Source organism: Mesorhizobium sp. M1E.F.Ca.ET.063.01.1.1 (assembly GCF_003998155.1).
GTDB lineage: Bacteria > Pseudomonadota > Alphaproteobacteria > Rhizobiales > Rhizobiaceae > Mesorhizobium.
This window is the reverse complement of the sequence record NZ_RZSC01000615.1, coordinates 1-3,544: the sequence shown is the minus strand read 5'-3', so window position 1 is coordinate 3,544 and position 3,544 is coordinate 1. Positions and strand designations below refer to the sequence as shown.

Here is a 3,544-nt window from a genome sequence, read left to right as displayed (position 1 = left end):
CGACCGCTGCCGCAGCCGGCGAACAATCCCCGCCGAAGTCGGCACGAAGCAAACCGGAGCCGATTTTCGGGGTAGGCAAAGCAGTTGCAAGCCGCTAGACCCGCGCCCGGCCGGCATGGCAGAAAGCCGGTGGTCGTTGGCGGAGACATTGATGCCGGAATATGACGTGCTTTGCATCGGCAATGCCATTGTCGACATCATCGCCCAGTGCGACGAGGCCTTCCTCGAAACCAACGGCATCATCAAGGGCGCGATGAACCTCATCGACACCAGGCGTGCCGAGCTGCTCTACAACCGCATGGGACCGGCGATCGAGGCCTCGGGCGGCAGCGCCGGCAACACGGCCGCCGGCGTGGCGAGCTTCGGCGGCCGCGTCGCCTTCTTCGGCAAGGTGTCGAACGACGCGCTCGGCGAGATCTACACCCACGATATCCATGCCCAGGGCGTGGCCTTCGACACCAGGCCGCTCAGAGGCGAACCGCCGACGGCGCGCTCGATGATCTTCGTCACGCCGGACGGCGAGCGCTCGATGAACACCTATCTCGGTGCGTGTATCGAGCTCGGACCGGAAGACGTCGAAGCCGACAAGGCCGCCGGCGCCAAGGTCACCTATTTCGAGGGCTATCTGTGGGATCCGCCGCGCGCCAAGGAGGCGATCCGGCAGACCGCGAAGCTGGCGCACGCCGCAGGCCGCGAAGTGTCGATGACGCTGTCGGATTCCTTCTGTGTCGACCGCTACCGCGACGAGTTCCTCGAGCTGATGCGTTCGGGCACGGTCGATATCGTTTTCGCCAACAGCCACGAGATCAGGTCGCTCTACCAGACCGCTTCCTTCGAGGACGCCCTCGCCGCCATTCGCAAGGACTGCAAGATCGCCGCCGTCACCCGCTCGGAAAAGGGCTCGGTGATCGTGCGCGGCGACGAGACCGTCCCCATCAAGGCGACGGCGATCAAGGAACTGGTCGACACGACCGGCGCCGGCGACCTCTACGCCGCCGGCTTTCTCTATGGCTACACGACCGGACGCAGCCTCAAGGATTGCGGCGACCTCGGCTCGCTGGCGGCCGGCTTGGTGATCCAGCAGATCGGCCCGCGGCCCCGACAAAACCTGCGCCGCGAGGCCGAGCAGGCGGGGCTGCTGTAGCGCCTCTTACCTCTCCCCCTGTGGGAGAGGTCGGATTGCCCCGATTTGTTCTTCACAAATCGGCTGGCAATCCGGGTGAGGGGTAAGCTGGCGCCAAGCTGGAACACCCCTCATCCGACCTCGCTCCGCGAGGCCACCTTCTCCCACAAGGGGAGAAGGAAGAGCGGCATCTGTCGCGCCGCTGTCATAGATCGCTCCTACAGGCATGGTAGGCGTTCCGTGACTGACATCTCGGGATGCCCGCAACAGTTGGGGTGTCAAAGAAAATGCAAGACAGCAACCTTCACGGTCGCTGCATCTGTCGCCATTGCGATTGCCGCTTTCCGTTGTAGCCGTTCAAAAACCAGCCGCGGCCAGGGGGAGGAGAGCGCGGCACGCAAGACAGACGCATGACCAGATTTCAGAATCCGCCTGAAGGGATTTCGCAGGAGGCCTTGGCCGGCCTGGTGGCCGAAGCGGTGCAACAGGCATTGATGCGGCATGGCATTCTGCTGGACGCGGAAGCCCTGGCCTCCGCCAGCGCGATTGCAGGCAGCGTTGCCGCCGCCCTTCCCTTCCTGTCTCAGACGCAACGGCTCGCAATCACCTCCTTCAAGGGTGGCTGGACCGAGCTGACGTCCGCGTTTTTCCGCGCGATGGCGGAAAAAATCGTGCGGGCAGACCAGGCAGGCGCCGAAAGCGTGGACGAAAGCCCGACGGCGGGGCCTCGCAAATCTGCTTCCCGGCCTTTGGCCGAGCGAGCCTCCGAGCTCCAGTCGATGCTCATCGAAGACTGGGCCGGCGAGGTTGCCGGGTCGACCTACCTGGAAGAAAGATTCCGCATCCCGCGCTCGACGCTGCATCGCTGGCAAAGGCGGGGCGAGGTCATCGCCCTTCGCAAGGGCGGCCGCAAACACGTCTTCCCGCTCGCCCAGTTCGTCGACGGCAGGCCGGCCCCGGGCATAAGCGAGGTGTTGGCGGCGATCACCAATCCGAGGCTGGCCTGGTTCTGGCTCACTCGCCCGTCCGCTGAGTTGGGCGGGCGCATCCCCATCGAAATGCTGCGCGAGGACATGATCGAGGATGTCGTTCGCGTCGCGCGCAGCTTGTCCCGGGCCTGAGTCTGCAGCGTGGCTCCTCGCCTCTGGCTCAACTATTTTCTAGAATTTTAGCCGGCTGTTCTTTCGTCACAAAACTGTAACAAATGGCACATCTGGAACGCCTGTCAGGTAAAATATCCTTTTAGAACGTATACATTGTGCAATATGTGCCATTCTTTCAAATATGTGACGTGATATTTACGCAACAAGACTTCCATAAGAGTCCAGAAGCCGTTTTTCCGACACAATCTCTGTTGTGAACGACAGCTAATTAGGCCATGTCGAAGGCGAAGAAGCGGCGCCGGTGCGCGGCTTTTTCAACGATGGGGACGGGGTGGCAAAAAAGCCGGATGGCATGCCGAGCCTGTCTTGAACCTTTGACTGGAGATTCAAGAAAATGAACATCAAGAGCCTTCTTCTCGGCTCCGCTGCGGCGCTGATCGCAGTTTCGGGCGCCCGCGCCGCCGACGCGGTCACCGTCGCCGAGCCGGAACCGGCCGAATACGTCAAGATCTGCGACGTGTACGGGGCCGGTTACTTCTACATCCCCGGCACCGAAACCTGCCTGCGCATCGGCGGCTATGTCCGCTATGACATCGGCCTCGGCGACGTCGGCTCGTTCGACGGCGCGAAGTCGTTCGACCACCAAGACGGTGACCAGCAGGACACCTGGAAGAAGAACGCCCGCTTCACCTTCAAGACCTGGACCGGCCAGGAAACCGAGCTCGGCACCTTGAAGACTTACACCGAAATGCGCTTCAACTTCGGCAACAGCAACGGCTATGGCACCGTCGTCTCCGGCAATCCCGCCGTCGACAAGGGCGTCACGGTGAAATTCGCCTGGATCCAGCTCGGCGGTCTCCGCGTCGGTAAGGACGAATCGGCCTTCGATACGTTCATCGGCTACGCCGGTAGCGTCATCCAGGATACGCTGGTGCCCTATGGCGATTTCGATACCAACGTTGTCCAGTACTACTTCGACGCCGGCAATGGCTTCTCGGCCGTGGCTTCGCTCGAAGAAGGCTCCGGCGTGGTTGGCACGATCGATAGCTACGTTCCGCATGTCGTCGGCGGCGTGAAGTACACGCAGGGCTGGGGTGCGATCACCGGCGTCGTCGCTTACGACAGCAACTACGAAGAGGTGGCCGGCAAAGTTCGCTTGGACATCAAGCCGATGGACAACCTGTCCCTGTTCATCATGGGCGGCTATGGCACTGACGACAACCTTAACGATGATGCGGGTAACGTTATCGACGCCCACGGTCGCGGCTTCTACAAGCAGTGGAGCGGCAACTGGGCGGTGTGGGGCGGTGGTACCTAT

At 62.2% G+C, this 3,544-nt stretch carries 3 protein-coding genes; all 3 read left to right on the top strand.

All coding sequences use genetic code 11. The annotated features are described in order from the left end of the window. Positions 1-151: 151 nt before the first annotated feature. Positions 152-1,144 carry an adenosine kinase gene (locus EOA29_RS29225; protein ID WP_126090498.1) on the top strand — a complete coding sequence of 331 codons (993 nt, stop codon included), beginning with the start codon at positions 152-154 and terminating at the stop codon, positions 1,142-1,144. A 434-nt stretch (positions 1,145-1,578) separates the two neighbouring features. Then, complete coding sequence (locus EOA29_RS29220) at positions 1,579-2,244, top strand: antitoxin Xre/MbcA/ParS toxin-binding domain-containing protein (protein ID WP_348628921.1); 666 nt, start codon at positions 1,579-1,581, stop codon at positions 2,242-2,244. A gap of 376 nt (positions 2,245-2,620) precedes the next feature. Further along, the coding region (locus EOA29_RS29215; protein WP_145969852.1) for a porin at positions 2,621-3,544 on the top strand (924 nt) is incomplete at its 3' end.

Coding starts and splice junctions, on each gene's coding strand:
- EOA29_RS29225 (WP_126090498.1), top strand. CDS start 152: ATGCCGGAATATGACGTGCTTTGCATCGGCAATGCCATTGTCGACATC.